Below are 14,651 nucleotides of genomic sequence, written 5' to 3'. Positions count from 1 at the left end.
TGATAGACGTCCCGGTGGTCATAGCGGGGGTGCCACGCCCGGCTCCCTTTCCGAACCCGGAAGCTAAGACCCCCAGCGCCGATGGTACTGTCCCTGCCAGGGGGCGGGAGAGTAGGACACCGCCGGGCATACACATGATGGTGGTGGGCCCTGTTCTGGGTTGCTCCACGCGTCCTAAGGGGTGTTGTATCGCTGAGCGGTGCGGCAGGTCTTGAAGGGGGTGTGTTGAGCGCTAGGACAGGACCCACCACCCTTTTTCTTGCTTCTGGTGCCCCCCACCCCCGGGGGTCCCCGGGCCTGCGTCTGCGCGCCCGGGGGCGGGCGAGGACCCCTTTTAGGGGGGGGGGCGGGGGTCCCGGCGGTGGGGGGGGCTGGGGCCCCCCTTTTTTTTGTTGCCCCGCTTTGCTTCCTCGCGTCTGGCAAGAGGGTTCAGGTAGTGGTCGGTACCCCGCCCACCACCCGGGGGTTCCAGGCGGGAGCCTGGGCCCGGGGATACCGCCTCACCCCCGGGGATACCGCCTGGCCCCGGGGATACCGTCTCGGCCCGGCGTTGCGGTCTCGGCCTCCAGATACCGTCTCGGCCCGGCGTTGCGCCCTCATTCTCGCAGTTTGAGGCCGTATCTGCGGGGGTGAGACGGTATCCCGGGGGTGAGACGGTATCCCGGGGGTGAGACGGTATCCCGGGGGTGAGACGGTATCCCGGGGGTGGGGCGGTTTGTGTGGGGTGGGGCGGTATCCCGGGGGGCGGTACCCCGGGGTCGGGCCTGGCTCGTGCTGGCCCGCGCCTCGCCCGCGCGTCCGCGCTCCCACGCACGATCCCACCCGCACACGCGCCCTTCCCGCGCCCGCGCCCTTCGCGGACCCACGCGCGCCCACATGCCCCCACCCCGCAGCAGCCAACGACGCTGCCGCACGATCCCGCCCACATTCGACGGGCGAGATGGCTCAGGCGACGGGGCTCGGGGCCCGGGCCCCTCCCTTTTTTGTTGCCCCGCTTCGTCACCCCGCGCCCGGCAAGAGGGCCTAAAGAGTGGCCGGCACCCCGCCCACCACCCGCGGCGTGTTTGAGGGCTTTTTCCCGTGGGTGAGCATGAGGCTGCCGGGCCTGGCTTGGGGGCGCATCTCACCCATCCCGCATGCGCGGCACGCCACGCGCCCTGAGTAGGCTTGCGCCAGAAGGACTGCGGGGTTCCCCGGCAGTCAGCCACAGGAAGAAGGACCATGGCTCACGACAGGGCGTATCACAGGAACGAAGGCGGGCACCGATCAGGCGGTGCGCGTGGCGACCGCCATGGCTTCGGAGCCCGGGGTGGCGACCGCTTCGACGGCGGGCGCCAGCAGCGCCGCTCCTACCGGTCCGATGAGCGCTCAGGGAGTTACCGCGATGGCGGCCACGGGGACGGCTCCGAGCGCCGATCCTCCTACCGCTCCGGCGATGATCGCCGGGACGGGCGGCGGGGCTCGTACCGCTCAGGTGAGGACCGCTACGGTGACGGGGGCTATCGTGATGGTGGGCGGGGCTCGTACCGCTCAGGTGAGGACCGCTACCGTGACGGGGGCTACCGCGATCGCGGCTATGGCGAGCGCCCGGAGCGTGGGGACCGCTCGGATCGCCGCCCTCACCGCTTCGGCGATGATCGCCGGGCGGGGGCCGGGGGTTCTCGTGACGGGCGTTTCGGGGGCGACCGCCGCTACGGCCGCCCCGTAGCGGGCGGCGCTCGCGCCCCCCAGCGCAACAGGGTCCCTGAGCCCCGCGTTCCCGACGACGTCCAGCCGGCGCAGCTCGACGCCTCCGCGAGGCGCGAGTTGCGGGCACTCGGGCGGGCGAACGCTGAGAACGTGGCCAAGCACCTGGTGATGGTTCAGCGCCTTCTCGACACCGACCCCGCCGCGGCCTACGAGCACGCCCGCTACGCCGCCTCCCACGCGGGCAGGATCGCCGTGGTCCGCGAGGCGGCGGGTATCGCCGCCTACCTCTCCGAGCACTTCTCCGACGCCCTGCGCGACATCCGCGCCGCGCGCCGGCTCTCCGGCCTCGACCTCCACCGCGCCATCGAGGCCGACTGCGAGCGGGCCCTCGGTCGCTACAACCAGGCCCTCAAGGCAGCCGCGGAGGCCGACCCCAAGCAACTCGACGACGTCGAGGAGGCCGAGATCGCCATGGTCGTCTCCGGCGTGCGCCACGAGATGGGTCAGGACGAGCTCGGACTCGTCGTCGTCGAGGACGCGATCCGCCTCTTCCGTGGGGACCGGGAGACCCTGCGCCGGCTCCACTCCGTACGAGCCGACCGCCTCGAGGACCTCGGGCGCGGCCCGGAGGCCGACGCCATTCGCGAGCGCATCGGCGAGGCCCCCGAGGCCGCCGAGCCGGACGTTGAGGTCTACGACGTCGAGGAAGAGTTCGAGGAGGAGCGCGCGGCCCAGGCCGCCGCGACCGACGAGCCCGAGTCGGCCGATCGCTCCGAGCAGGAGGAGAGCCTCGCCGAGGCCCCCACCGATGACATCGATGCCACCGAGGCCTCAGATCCCGGCGACGTCGTCGATCGCGCCAGTGAGCGCGCCCCCGAGGGCCTCAGCGCCCCCCGTGGCGCCGACGCCATTGAGGACGAGCTCATCGAGCACCTCCAGTCCCACGGCATCCCCGCCGACGCGGGCACTTGCGCGGCTCAGGACTCCGACGGCGCCCACGGCGAGGAGGCGCAGGCATGAGCCCCGCACCCCTGCCCCCGGGACTTCTGGGGAGCGCCTCCCCCCTGGCCAGCGCCTACGACGGCGCCCTGCTCGACCTCGACGGCGTCTGCTTCGCCGGCGCGGCCCGTGTCCCGCACGCCGCCGACTCCGTCAACGCGGCCCGGGCCGCGGGCATGCGCCTCAGTTTCGTCACCAACAACGCCTCGCGGGCCCCGCGCGCCGTTGTCGACAAGTTGCGCGCCAATGACATCCAGGCCGAGCCCGGCGAGGTCTTCAGCGCCGCCATGGACGCGGCCGTCATGCTCACCGAGCGCCTCGCCCCGGGCTCGCTGTGCCTCGTCGTCGGTGGCGACGGCGTGCGCCAGGCTCTCCTCGATGAGGGCTTCACCCTCACCGACACCGCCGCGGACCGCCCGGCCGCCGTCGTCCAGGGCTGGGACCCCGCCGTCGACTGGGCCATGCTCTCCGAGGGCCTCTACGCGATCACGGCCGGGGCCCTGCACGTGGCCACCAACCTCGATGCCACCCTGCCCACCGAGCGCGGCTTCGCCCTGGGCAACGGCAGCCTCGTGGCGGCCATCGCCCACGCCTCCGGCAAGGAGGCCTTGGCCGGAGGCAAGCCCTTCCCCGGCATCTACGAGCGCGCCCTGGCCCGCAGCGGCGCCACGCGCCCCATCGCCGTGGGGGACCGGCTCAACACCGACCACGTCGGGGCCCGCTCCGCGGGCATCCCCGGTCTTCACGTGCTCACCGGGGTGAACACCGCCCGCGACGTCATCCTGGCCGACCCCGCCGAGCGCCCCGCCTTCCTCCACACCGATCTGCGCGGCCTCATCGAGGCCCACCCCGAGCCCATGCGCGACGGGGCCTGGTGGGGCGTCGGCCGGGAGCGCGCCCGCGTGAGCGGCGATCGCCTCGAGCTCGCCGGGGCCGGCCCCCTCCAGAGCCCTATCACCGTGACCCTCGACGCCTACCGCGCGCTCGCCGCCGCCGCCTGGGCCAGCGCCGACGGCTCCCAGGCGGGCGCCCAGGCGCTCAGCCTCCCCGAGATCACTGTCGCGGCCTGAACGGGTATCCCAGATGAGCACTGAGCACGCGCCAGGCCCCGTCCATGGGCCCAGCGGGGCGATCCCCGCCGCACCACTGCCTGCCCCTCCCCGCGAGCAGCGCCTCGCCGCGGCCTCCCAGGAGGGCGCCGGCGTCGCCGAGCGGCTCGGCGCGCTCGCCGAGGAGCCGCTGGAGGCGCGGGCCCAGGGGCTGGCGGACCTCGCCGAGGACCTCCGCTCCGCCCTGCGTCTGGCCGAGGGCTGAGGCGGCCCATGGCACGGCTCATCCGCATCGACTCCGAGCTCGTTCGGCGCGGCGCCGCCCGCTCGCGCGCCCATGCCGCACAGCTCATCACCGACGGCCGCGTCACCCTCGACGGCGCCATCGTCACCAAGCCCGCCCGCCAGGTCGACCCAGCGCAGGCCATCGAGGTCATCACCCCCAGCGGGGACGACTACGTCTCCCGGGGCGCCCACAAACTCGCCGGGGCGCTCGACGCCCTGGGGGCCAGGGGCCTCGCCCCGGTGGTGGAGGGGCGCCGGTGCCTGGATGCCGGAGCCTCCACCGGCGGCTTCACGGACGTGCTCCTTCGGCGCGGCGCGGCCAGCGTCGTCGCCGTCGACGTCGGCTACGGCCAGCTCGCCTGGTCCCTCCAATCCGACCCCCGCGTGCGGGTCCTAGACCGCACGAACGTGCGCACCCTCGACCCCGCCGCCGTCGCCCCAGCGCCCGGGCTCGTGGTGGGCGACCTGTCCTTCATCTCCCTGACCCTCGTCCTGGAACCCCTCCTGCGGGCCGCCGCCCACGACGCCGACCTGCTCCTCATGGTCAAGCCCCAGTTCGAGATCGGCAAGGACAGGCTCGGGCACGGGGGAGTGGTCCGGGATCCCGAGTTGCGCCTCGAGACGATCCTCACCGTCGCCGAGCGCGCCCACAGCCTGGGGCTCGGCATCGACGCCATCACCGCCTCGCCCCTGCCGGGCCCCTCGGGCAACGTCGAGTACTTTCTGTCCATGCGCGCCGGCGGTGCCGGGATCGGCGAGGACCTGACCGGCGAAGACCTGATCGCCGAGGCCGGGCGCGCCGTCGCCGAGGGCCCCGATGGCAAGGGCTCCAGACGAGGGAGGACGACCAGCCGATGAACGCACCGACAGCCCCGGACCGGCGGCGCGACCACGGGATCGCGCGCGTCATGGTGGTTAGGCGCGACGTCAACGACCAGCCCGTGCCGCCCGGGCAGCGGCGCTCCGCCTCCACGGCCACGGTTGGGGCGCGCGCCGAGGCCGCCCTGCGCGATCACGGCGTGGAGTCCGTCGACCACCGCTTCTCAGGCGACATCGACCTCGTCCTCGTGCTGGGCGGCGATGGCACCATCCTGCGCGCCAGTCAGATCGCCCGCGACAAGGACGTGCCCCTCATGGGCATCAACACCGGGCACGTCGGCTTCCTCGCCGAGGCGGATCCCGACGCCGTTGAGCACGTCGTCGCCGCGCTCGTCGCCGGGCGGTACACCGTCGAGGAGCGCATGACCCTAGAGGTGACCGTGGAGAGCCCCGAGGGGGCCATCCAGCACGGTTGGGCGCTTAACGAGGCCGCCCTGGAGAAGCGCGACCGCGCGCGCATGCTCGAGCTGGCCGTCGGCGTCGATGGGCAGGCCGTCTCCTCCTTCGGCTGCGACGGCCTGGTCATCTCGACTCCCACCGGCTCGACCGCCTACGCCTTCTCCCTGGGCGGGCCCATCATCTGGCCCGAGGTCGAGGCCCTCCTCCTGATCCCCATGGCCGCCCACGCCCTGTTCACCCGTCCCCTCGTCGTGGCGCCGTCCTCCTGCCTGGAGGTCGTCGTCGACTCCACAGGCTTCGACGGCGCCGAGATCTGGTGCGATGGGCGCCGCAGCCTCGACGTCGTCGCGGGCAGCCGCATCCGCGTCACCCGCGCGGAGCGCCCCGTGCGCCTGGCGCGGCTCAACAACGCCCCCTTCTCCCGCCGGCTCGTGCGCAAATTCGATCTGCCCGTGCAAGGATGGCGGGCGGCCAGCGAGAACGGGCTGGGCCGTTGATCGAGTCGCTGAGCATCGAGGACCTGGGGATCATCGAATCCGCTGAGCTGCGCTTCGGCCCCGGCCTGACCGCGCTGACCGGTGAGACCGGCGCCGGCAAGACCATGGTGCTCACCTCCCTGGGACTGCTCCTGGGCCAGCGCGCCGAGGCCGCTGTCGTGCGCGCCGGCGCCCAGCGGGCCCTCGTCGAGGGTGCCTTCCTCATCGACCCCGATTCGCCGGCCGGCCGCCGCGCCGCCGAGGCCGGCGCCGAGCTCGACGACGACCTGCTCATCGCCACGCGCGCCGTACCCGCCGAGGGCCGCTCACGAGCCCACCTCGGGGGGCGCTCGGTGCCCTCATCCGTCCTGGGCGAGGTCGGGGCGCGGCTCGTGGCCGTCCACGGGCAGGCCGATCAGCTGCGCCTGCGCTCCGCCGCCGCCCAGCGCGCCGCCCTGGACTCCCTCGGCGGGGCCGAGCACGCCGCCCTGTGCCGGCGCTACGCCCACGCCTACCGGCGGCGGGCGCGCGCCGCCGAGGAATTGGCGCAGTGGCAGGCCGGATCCCAGGCGCGCGCTGAGGAGGCCGCCCGCCTGCGCGCCTGGCTGGAGGCCATCGAGGCCGCCGACCCCGCCCCCGGGGAGGATGGCGCCCTGGAGGCCGAGGCCAGCCGCCTGGAGCACGCCGAGGACCTGCGCCTGGCCGCGACCGCCGCGGCCGCCGCCCTGAGCGCCGACGCCGATCCGGCCGCGGGCGGCTCGGAGGCTGTCGACGCCGCCTCCCTCATCGCGGCCGCCGGGCGCGCCCTGGCCGGCGTCGACGGCCTCGACCCCGCCCTGACCGAGCTCGCGGCCAGGATCCGCCAGCTCGGCATCCTCAGCGCTGACATCGGTGCCGACCTGGGCTCCTACCTCTCCGCCCTCGATGCCGACCCAGCGCGCCTGGCCTGGGTCAACCAGCGCCGCGCCGAGTTGACTCGCCTGTGCCGTGAGACCGGTGGTGCCGAGGAGCGGATCGACGGCGTCGACGCCCTCCTGGAGTGGGGCCGCAGCGCCGCCGACCGCCTCGCCCGCATCGACGGGCCCTCCGACGGCGCCGAGGGGCTCAAGCAGGCGCTCACGCGGGCCCAGGCCGAGCTCGACTCGACCGCCACCGAGCTGAGCGCCGCCCGGGCCGCGCTGGCCGAGCGCCTCCAGGAATCCGTCACCGTCGAGCTCGAGGGCCTGCGGATGAGCGGGGCCAGGCTCGTCGTCGGCCTCGAAGCGCTCGACGAGCCCGGGCCCACCGGCGCCGAGGCGGTCTCCCTGCTGCTGGCGCCGCATCCCGGCGCGACCCCCATGCCGCTGGGCAAGGGAGCCTCCGGTGGAGAGCTCTCCCGGATCATGCTGGCCCTGGAGGTCGTCCTGGCCGACGCCACCAGGATCGAGCCCGCCCCCGGCGCGCGGGACGGCGGCGCGGCACCGTATCGGGAGCACGCCCGCGCCTTCGTGTTCGACGAGATCGACGCCGGCGTCGGCGGGAAGGCCGCGCGCGAGATCGGGCGGCGACTGGCCCGACTGGCCCGCGGCCACCAGGTCATCGTCGTCACTCACCTGGCGCAGGTGGCCGCCTGGGCCGACACCCACCTCGTCGTCCACAAGGAGACCCCGGCAGGCGGCGGCGCCCCGGACGGCGATCACCCCGGCGACAGGACGAGGACCACGCGCACGCGGGTCACCCGGGTCACAGGGGCTGACCGCGAGCGCGAGTTGGCGCGGATGCTGTCCGGCCACGACGATTCCGAGGCGGCCCTGCGGCACGCCGCGGAACTCCTGGCAGAGGCCTCCATGGCAGAATCGAGCGCGTGAGGTTCCCGTTCCACAAGCACTCCTCCCCGGACGGCCAGCCAGTCGGCGTCGTCCGCGTCGATGCCCGCACCAAGGACCTGGTTAAGCGCCTCAACCCTGGCGACATCGCCGTCATCGACCACTCGGACCTGGACCGGGTGGCCGCCGAGTCCCTCGTGGAGAAGCGGCCCGCCGCAGTGCTTAACGCCGCGCCGTCCGTCTCCGGCCGATACCCGAACCTCGGGCCCGGGATCCTCGTGGACGCCGGGATCCCCCTCGTCGATGGCCTGGGCGCTGACATCATGCGGCTGCGCGAGGGCGATCGGATCACCGTCACCGACGGCGCGGTGCGCCTCGAGGGCGAGGAGGCGATCGTCGCCGAGGGGACCGTGCAGACGCCCGCGAGCGTGGAGGCCTCCATGGAGGCGGCCAAGGAGGGCCTGGCCGTCCAGCTCGAGGCCTTCGCCGGCAACACCATGGAGTACATGAAGCGCGAGCGCGACCTGCTGCTCAACGGGATCGGCATGCCCGAGATCCGCACCTCCATGGCGGGCAAGCACGTGCTGGTCGTCGTGCGCGGCTACTCCTACAAGGAGGACCTTAAGGCCCTGCGCGCCTACATCCGCGACTGCAAGCCCGTCATCATCGGCGTCGACGGCGGGGCCGATGCCGTCATCGAGGCCGGGTTCAAGCCGACCATGATCGTGGGCGACATGGACTCCGTCTCGGACAAGGCGCTGCGCAGCGGCGCGGAGATCGTCGTCCACGCCTACCGCGATGGGCGCGCCCCCGGCCTCGCCCGAGTGGAGGCCCTCGGCGTCGACCACGTGGTGTTCTCGGCCACGGGCACCAGCGAGGACATCGCCATGCTCATGGCCGATGAGGCCGACGCCGAGCTCATCGTCGCCCTGGGCACCCACGCCACCCTCCTGGAGTTCCTCGATAAGGGCAGGGCCGGCATGTCCTCCACCTTCCTGACCCGTCTCAAGGTCGGAGGACGCCTCATCGACGCCAAAGGCGTCTCACGGCTCTACCGCACCCGCATCTCCAGCTGGCACCTGTTCTTCCTGGCCCTCGCGGGGCTGCTCGCCCTGTGGGCGGCGCTCCAGTCCACCCCCGCCGGTCAGACCTTCCTTGGCCTCTTCGGCGCCACCTGGGATGATTTCATCAACTTCCTGAGGTCTCTCGTGGGCCTGTCCCCGGCAACCCCGTCCCTGTGACGATCCGCGACCCGCGCAATCCGTCGATGCACGCAAGGAACGCAACATGATCGACTTCCGCTACCACCTGGTCTCCCTCATCTCGGTCTTCCTCGCCCTGGCCGTCGGGATCGTCCTGGGCGCGGGACCCCTGCAGAACTCGCTGGGCGACGCCCTGCACAACCAGGTGGAGTCGCTGCGCGAGGACCGCAATGCCACGCACGCCCAGCTGGAGACCGCCTCGGCGGCTCTCAACGATCGCGACGCCTACATCACCGCCGCCGCGGCTTCCTACCTGCCTGGAACGCTGAGCGGCCGCAGCGTCGCCATCGTGGCGCTGCCCGACGCCCAGGACGAGGATGTCCAGCTCGTCACCTCCCAGATCGAGGCCGCGGGCGGCAAGACCACCGGGCGCGTGACCCTGACCTCGGTGTGGACAGATCCCAGCCGGGAGTCATTCCGCTCGGCCTACTCGGGCCAGTTCGCCGGCAACCTGGGCCAGGCCGTGTCCAAGGACCCCAACGGGATCCTGGGCGAGGGCCTGGCCAAGGCCCTGACCACGGACGACTCCAGCGCCACCGCGCTGCGCGACCTGCTCACCGCCTCGGACACGCCCCTCATGACCGTCAACTCCCAGCTCATGACCAAGGCCGACGCCGTAGTGGTCGTGGGGCCGCGCTCGGCCCAGGCCGGCGCCGCGGGCGCCACCCCGACTCCCGGCGCCGATGCCACCGGCACGGCCTGGGCGGCGGCGCTCACCGGCGTGGCCGCGGGAGGGCCCGCCGTCATCGTCGGAGGGGCCGACGACGAGCGCGACATCGTCGCCGTCATGCGCGAGAAGAAGGCCAAGGCGACCACGATCGACTCCGTGGGCCAGGCGAGCGCCGCCGTCTCCGCGCCGCTGGCCATCGCCGCCGTCCTAGGCGGGACGCGAGGCTCCTACGGCTTCGATGACGGTGCCGACGCCGTCATGCCCCCCATCCCCTCCAAGGGCTGAGCCGCGGGGCATTGACCGCCCTGGCCGCCCTGAGGCCACCCGGGACCCGTCAATGCGCCAGCGGCGCGCCCCGCGGCCGGTAGCCTGGGCCCATGACCGCCGCACCGCCCCCGAGAGGCAGCCGCCGCCCGAGCCGCCCTCGCGGCGAGGCCTCGCCCGCCCGCCAGGCGATCGCCGCCGCGACGAGCGGCCTCGCCTGGAGCGCCGGGGCCTCCGCGCTCCTGCGAGCCCTGCCCAGGTGCAGGCGGCTTGAGCGCCCCAACTACCAAGGGCGCACGGTCTCACTGCGAGGAGGCATCGCCACCGCCATCGGCGCCACCGCGGCGGCCGGGCGCGCGGGCGCGCTCGCCCGGCCGAGCGCGCTCACCGCCCGCTCCGGCGCGGCCGCCGTCATCGCCGCCTCCGCCGGAGGAGCCGCCGGGCTCATCGACGATCTCGACGCCGGCGCCCACGACGGCCAGGCCCCCGCCAAGGGCCTGGCCGGCCACCTCGGCGCCCTCTGGAGGGGGCGCGTCACCACGGGCGCCCTCAAGATCGCCATCATCGGCTCCGGCGCGCTCATCAGCGGCGCCCTCCTCGCCAGGCGCCGGGCCCCGGCCGCCCGGCCGCGCGCGCTCGTCGCCGACACCGCGGTTAGCGCCACCGTCATCGGCGCCTGGGCCAACGTCCACAACCTCCTCGACCTGCGCCCCGGGCGCGCCCTCAAGGCCAGCGCGCTCATCTCGGCCCCCCTCCTCGCCTGGCCCGGCCAGGCGGCGGCCCCCACCCGCGCCCTGGCCGCCAGCGCCCTCGGGGTCGCCGCCGCATCCGCGCCCGAGGACCTCGGCGAGCGCACCATGCTCGGCGACACCGGTGCCAACTCCCTCGGCGCCCTGGTCGGCGCCGCCCTCGCCGCCGCCCCCTCGCGAGCCTTCCGCCATGGGGCGGCGGTCACCGGCGTCGCCCTCATCCTGGCCAGCGAGCGCGTGTCCTTCTCACACGTCATCGACTCCACCCCGGCCCTGGCCGCGCTGGACGCCCTGGGGCGCCGGAACCGATGACGGACGGGGCAGCCGCTGACGCGCGCGCCGAGGGCGAGGACGCCGGGGCGCGGCGAGGCCTGGCGGGCGTCGTCGGCGGCGTCGCGGGACTCACCCTCATCTCCCGCGCGCTCGGATTCCTGCGCTGGATCGCGCAGGCCGCGACCGTCGGCACAGGCGCCGTCGCCGGGGCGTACGCCACCGCCAACCAGGTCCCCAACGTCCTGTACGAGGTCGTCGTCGGCGGGGCCCTGGCCGCCACCATCGTCCCCCTCCTGGCCAGCGCCATCATGGCAGGCGACCGCGAGGCGGTCTCCCGAACCGCCTCCGCGATGCTCAGCATCGTCCTGGCCATCCTCGTGCCCCTGGGCATCCTCCTCGCCGTCCTCGCCGACCCCATCGCCGCGCTCTTCCCCACCTCAGCCGACGCCGACCCCGCCTTCCAAACGCGACTCGTCGCCGACTTCCTGCGCATGTTCGCCCTCCAAGTGCCGCTCTACGGCATCGGCGTCGTCCTGACCGGCGTCCTCCAGGCGCACCGGCGCTTCGCCTGGCCCGCCATCACCCCGATCCTGTCGAGCCTCGTCGTCATGGCCGCCTACGCCCTCTACGGGGCCATCACCCCCGAGGGGGCGGGCCAGTGGACGTGCAGCGCCGACTCGGCTGGGCTGCTCGTCCTCGGCTGGGGGACCACGCTGGGCGTGGCCGCCCTCAGCCTCCCCCTCCTCATCCCCGCCTCCCGCCTCGACATCGACCTGCGGCCCACACTCCGCCTCGACGCCGCCACCCGCCGGCGCGCCTGGAGCCTGGCCACCGCCGGCATCACCGCGCTGGTCGCCCAGCAGGCCTTCATGCTCCTGGTGCCCATCCTCGCCCGCTCCGGGGGAGTCAGCGGCACCATTGCCGTCTACCAGTACACACAGGCCATCTGGGTGCTGCCTTACGCCGTGCTCGTCGTTCCCGTCGCCACCGTCCTGTACCCGAGGATCGCGGGGCTGCTCGGCGAGGAGGCCGCCCGCCCACCGGGCCCGGCCCCCGCCCGGGCCGAGGCGAGCGCGCCGGGCAGGCACGCGCGGAGCCGGCGTGAGGAGGCCCTGGGGCTGTGCGGTGACTCCACCGCCCTGGTCACCAGCGTCTCCCTGGCCGGCATGGCGATGCTCCTGGCGGCGAGCACCGGGGCCGAGGCGTTCTTCGCGCTCCTGACCGACGACGTGCGAGGGATGTCCGCCGCCCTGGTCTGCCTCGCCCCCGGCATCGTCGGCTTCGGCCTCATCCACCAGGTCACTCGCGTCCTCTTCGCCGCTGGTGGCGCGCGCTGGGCCGCGCGCGCCACCGCGCTGGGCTGGGCCGCGGCGGCCGCCCTGTCCACGGCCGCCGTGCGACTGCTCGCCCCGGGCGGGGCGGACGGCCCCGCCACGCTGAAGGCACTGGGCATCGGCACCAGCATCGGCATGACGATCGCGGGCATCGGCCTTCTGACGGCCCTGGCCCGCTGCCTGGAAGCCTCGGTGCTGCGCCCCATCGCCAGGGTCATCCTCGCCGGGGCCCCGGTCGCGGCAGCCTCCGGGTGGGCCGGGCGGGCGCTCAGCCAGATGACCGGCGCGCCCTGGTCCCAGATCCTGCTCTCCGGCGCCTGGGCGCTCCTGGCCGCCCTCGCCACGATCACCGCCGCGCACATCGTCTGCCCCCAGGCCCTGGGAGCGCTGCGCCGGGGGAGGAGATGACCGGGATGATCGGGATCGCTGGGACGCGGCCCATGCGCGTCGTCGAGGTCAGTGGGAGCGCCGCCGGGGGAGTGCGCGCGCACCTCGGCCAGTGCTCCCGGGCCCTGAGCGGCGCCGACCACGAGGTGATCGTCGCCGCGCCGACACAGGTCCTGGAGGGCCTCGATACCGGGGCCGCCCGCCGGGCCGTCCTCAGCATCGGGCCCCGGCCCGCGCTCTCCGACCGCTCAGCGGTGCGCCGCCTGGCGGCCCTCGCCCAGGGCGCCGACGTCGTCCACGCCCACGGCCTGCGCGCGGGCTCAGTGGCGGCCCTCGCCCTCGGCCGGCGCCGCGGTGGGCGGGCGCGCCTGGTCGTCACCCTTCACAACCTGCCCGTCGGCGGGCGCCTCACCCAACTCGTAGGGGATCGCCTCGAAAAGCTCGTGGCCAGGCGGGCCGATGTTGTGCTCGGCGTCAGTCCCGACCTCGTCGAGCGGGCCCGCGCTCGCGGGGCGGGTAGCGCCCTGCTCGCCATCATCCCCGCGCCCGAGGAGGCCGCGGGGGATGCCGGCAAGAACCGTGGGGAGGAAGGCCGCGGCGCGGCCGAGGCGCTGGCGGGAGCGGGCGGCCCCCTCATCCTGACCGTGGCCCGCCTGGCCCCCCAGAAGGGCCTCGCCCTCCTGCTCGATGCCGCCTCGATCCTCGCCCGGCGCGCTGAGGGGGATGGCGCGCCGCTGACCTGGCTCGTCGCGGGGGAGGGGCCCGAGCGCCCGGCTCTGCAGACCCGCATCGACGCTGAGCGCCTGCCCGTGACCCTGCTCGGGCGGCGCGAGGATGCCCGCGCGCTCATGGCCTCGGTCGACGTCGTCGTCCAGACCAGCCTGTGGGAGGGGCAGCCGCTGACCATCCAGGAGGCGCTGAGGGCGGGCGCCGCCATCATCGCCACCGATGTGGGGGGCACGGGCGTCACGGCGCGCGGGGGCGCCGTTCTGGTGGCGCCCGAGGCCCCTGCCATCGCCGACGCCGTCGGCCGGCTCCTGGATGATCCCGCCGCTCGGCGGGAGTGGAGGGGCCGGGCGCGCGACGCCGCCGCCGGGCTGCCCACCTCCGCGGACCTGCTCGCCCAGCTGATCGCCGTCCTGGCCCCTGGCGCCTAGGCCCAGGGCGCGGGATCGCCGGCCCCGCCACCGGCGTCGCGGGCCCGCGCCAGGATCTCCAGCACGCGGGCGTGCGCCGACGGCGTCGCCGCGAGCACTGATCCGGCGCGGCGCGCGTCCAGGGCGGAGCCGTCCACCCTGGTGACGAGCGCGCCCGCCTCCCGGGCGAGGAGGACCGCCGCGGCCATGTCCCAGGGCTTGAGGCCGCCGTGCAGGAAGGCCACCGCCCCGCCCCGGGCCACCTCGGCGATCTCCAGGGCGGCCGAGCCGTAGGCGCGAGCCGCCAGCGCGGCGCTCACGACGCCGCCGGCCCCGGGCACGCCTCTGAGCGCGCTGAACGGGACGATCGCCGCGCCCCGCTCCAGCGCCAGGTCCGGCGCGATGGGGATCGGCTCATCGTCACGGCCACCGCCGGCCGACCGAAGCGGGCCCACCCAGGCCCCCCGCCCCGCGATCGCCGTCATGAGACGGCCTGCCACAGGATCGGCGAGGACCGCGAGCACCGGGGCGCCGCCGTCGACCAGGGCGAGCGAGACCGCCCAGTCGCGGTGCGTGGCCACGTAGTTCGTCGTGCCGTCGATCGGGTCGACCACCCAGGCCGGGCCGGCGTGCTCCTCGAAGCCCTCGACGCGGTGCTGCTCCTCGCCGTGCAGGGGGATGCCGGTGGGCGCGAGGCGCTCGGCGATGATCCGCTCCGCACCGCGATCCACCTGGGTGACCAGGTCCTTGGCATGCTGCTTGGTCTCGACCCGCGGCTCGGCGCCCGGATCGAGGGCGAAGGCGGCCGCGGCGAGGACAGCCTCGCGGGCCGCGCCCAGCAGAAGGTCCAGATCCAGCCCCCCGGTGCTCATCGCTCCCCCTCGTCCTACCGCGTCCCTCCGCGTCCACATCCGCGTGCGCGGACGCGTGCGCGTCCGTGATCCGATCCTATCCTCAGCGAGACCGGTCGTTATCAGGATCGAGACCGGTCTCGC

General features: G+C 74.7%; 12 protein-coding genes and 1 rRNA gene. 12 read left to right on the top strand and 1 reads right to left on the bottom strand.

Translation table 11 applies throughout. The features are described from left to right. Nucleotides 1-10: 10 nt before the first annotated feature. From rrf to GVV76_RS08665, 12 genes are all read left to right on the top strand, one after another. Nucleotides 11-128 (top strand): 5S ribosomal RNA (gene rrf / locus GVV76_RS08720). A 1,093-nt stretch (nt 129-1,221) separates the two neighbouring features. Further along, a complete protein-coding gene (locus GVV76_RS10670; protein ID WP_328703568.1) occupies nt 1,222-2,709 on the top strand; it encodes a hypothetical protein in 1,488 nt (495 codons plus the stop codon). Next, the gene (locus GVV76_RS08710; RefSeq protein ID WP_159626430.1) at nt 2,706-3,758 is read left to right on the top strand and encodes an HAD-IIA family hydrolase; all 1,053 of its coding nucleotides are present in this window, start codon (nt 2,706-2,708) and stop codon (nt 3,756-3,758) included. Before GVV76_RS10670 ends, GVV76_RS08710 begins: the two co-directional genes overlap by 4 nt. 13 nt (nt 3,759-3,771) lie before the next feature. Then, entirely contained in the window at nt 3,772-4,002 is a 231-nt protein-coding gene (locus GVV76_RS08705) for a hypothetical protein (RefSeq protein ID WP_159626428.1), read from the top strand. 8 nt (nt 4,003-4,010) lie between these two features. Then, complete coding sequence (locus GVV76_RS08700; protein ID WP_159626426.1) at nt 4,011-4,880, top strand: TlyA family RNA methyltransferase; 870 nt, start codon at nt 4,011-4,013, stop codon at nt 4,878-4,880. A 50-nt stretch (nt 4,881-4,930) separates the two neighbouring features. Next, nucleotides 4,931-5,797: an NAD kinase gene (locus GVV76_RS08695; RefSeq protein ID WP_159524628.1), complete on the top strand. Its 867-nt coding sequence runs from the start codon at nt 4,931-4,933 to the stop codon at nt 5,795-5,797. Continuing rightward, on the top strand, nt 5,794-7,623 hold the full coding sequence (gene recN / locus GVV76_RS08690; RefSeq protein ID WP_159626424.1) for a DNA repair protein RecN: 1,830 nt from the start codon (nt 5,794-5,796) through the stop codon (nt 7,621-7,623). Before GVV76_RS08695 ends, recN begins: the two co-directional genes overlap by 4 nt. Then, nucleotides 7,620-8,822, top strand: coding sequence for a putative cytokinetic ring protein SteA (steA, locus tag GVV76_RS08685; protein WP_159626422.1), 1,203 nt, complete (start codon nt 7,620-7,622; stop codon nt 8,820-8,822). Before recN ends, steA begins: the two co-directional genes overlap by 4 nt. Nucleotides 8,823-8,868: 46 nt before the next feature. Then, a complete protein-coding gene (locus tag GVV76_RS08680; protein WP_159626419.1) occupies nt 8,869-9,798 on the top strand; it encodes a copper transporter in 930 nt (309 codons plus the stop codon). Between the two features lie 92 nt (nt 9,799-9,890). Continuing rightward, entirely contained in the window at nt 9,891-10,838 is a 948-nt protein-coding gene (locus tag GVV76_RS08675) for a hypothetical protein (RefSeq protein WP_236263343.1), read from the top strand. Next, on the top strand, nt 10,835-12,541 hold the full coding sequence (murJ, locus tag GVV76_RS08670) for a murein biosynthesis integral membrane protein MurJ (protein WP_159626417.1): 1,707 nt from the start codon (nt 10,835-10,837) through the stop codon (nt 12,539-12,541). The genes GVV76_RS08675 and murJ overlap by 4 nt, the downstream gene beginning before the upstream one ends. Continuing rightward, entirely contained in the window at nt 12,538-13,677 is a 1,140-nt protein-coding gene (locus GVV76_RS08665; protein ID WP_159626415.1) for a glycosyltransferase family 4 protein, read from the top strand. The genes murJ and GVV76_RS08665 overlap by 4 nt, the downstream gene beginning before the upstream one ends. On the opposite strand, the gene GVV76_RS08660 is transcribed toward GVV76_RS08665, so the two are convergent. Then, nucleotides 13,674-14,528: an inositol monophosphatase family protein gene (locus GVV76_RS08660; protein ID WP_159626413.1), complete on the bottom strand. Its 855-nt coding sequence runs from the start codon at nt 14,526-14,528 to the stop codon at nt 13,674-13,676. The two genes, GVV76_RS08665 and GVV76_RS08660, sit on opposite strands and share 4 nt — an antisense overlap. Between the last annotated feature and the right edge of the window lie 123 nt (nt 14,529-14,651).

The organism is Actinomyces sp. zg296 (genome assembly GCF_009829695.1).
Taxonomy (GTDB): Bacteria; Actinomycetota; Actinomycetes; order Actinomycetales; family Actinomycetaceae; genus Actinomyces; species Actinomyces marmotae.
This window is presented reverse-complemented; position numbering and strand designations above follow the sequence as displayed.